General features: G+C 51.9%; 1 protein-coding gene. It reads right to left on the minus strand.

Annotated features, from left to right (window positions below):
- Positions 1 to 237 (minus strand): alcohol dehydrogenase catalytic domain-containing protein (locus CHH91_RS19075; protein ID WP_176465882.1); only part of this gene is annotated, 237 nt, incomplete at both ends.

The raw sequence follows: 237 nt of genomic DNA on the forward strand, positions 1-237 counted from the left end.
GATATGCAGCTTGGGCGCCGATTGTCATTGGCTCGACAAGAGCAGCTGCTTCAAAAGGCAAATTCCCTTTTACTTTGTGCCAGTTAGCTTCAGGAGCTACCATCCATTCACGCATCCCACCATCACGGTGTACGCCAAACACTTCCAACTTTGCGCAAACATTCGGGCGACCTTTTTTGCAAGCGTAGCATACGCCGCATGATGAAATGGGCTCAAGCGCTACACGGTCGCCAGGAC

Source organism: Virgibacillus sp. 7505 (genome assembly GCF_002272135.1).
GTDB lineage: Bacteria > Bacillota > Bacilli > Bacillales > Amphibacillaceae > Terribacillus.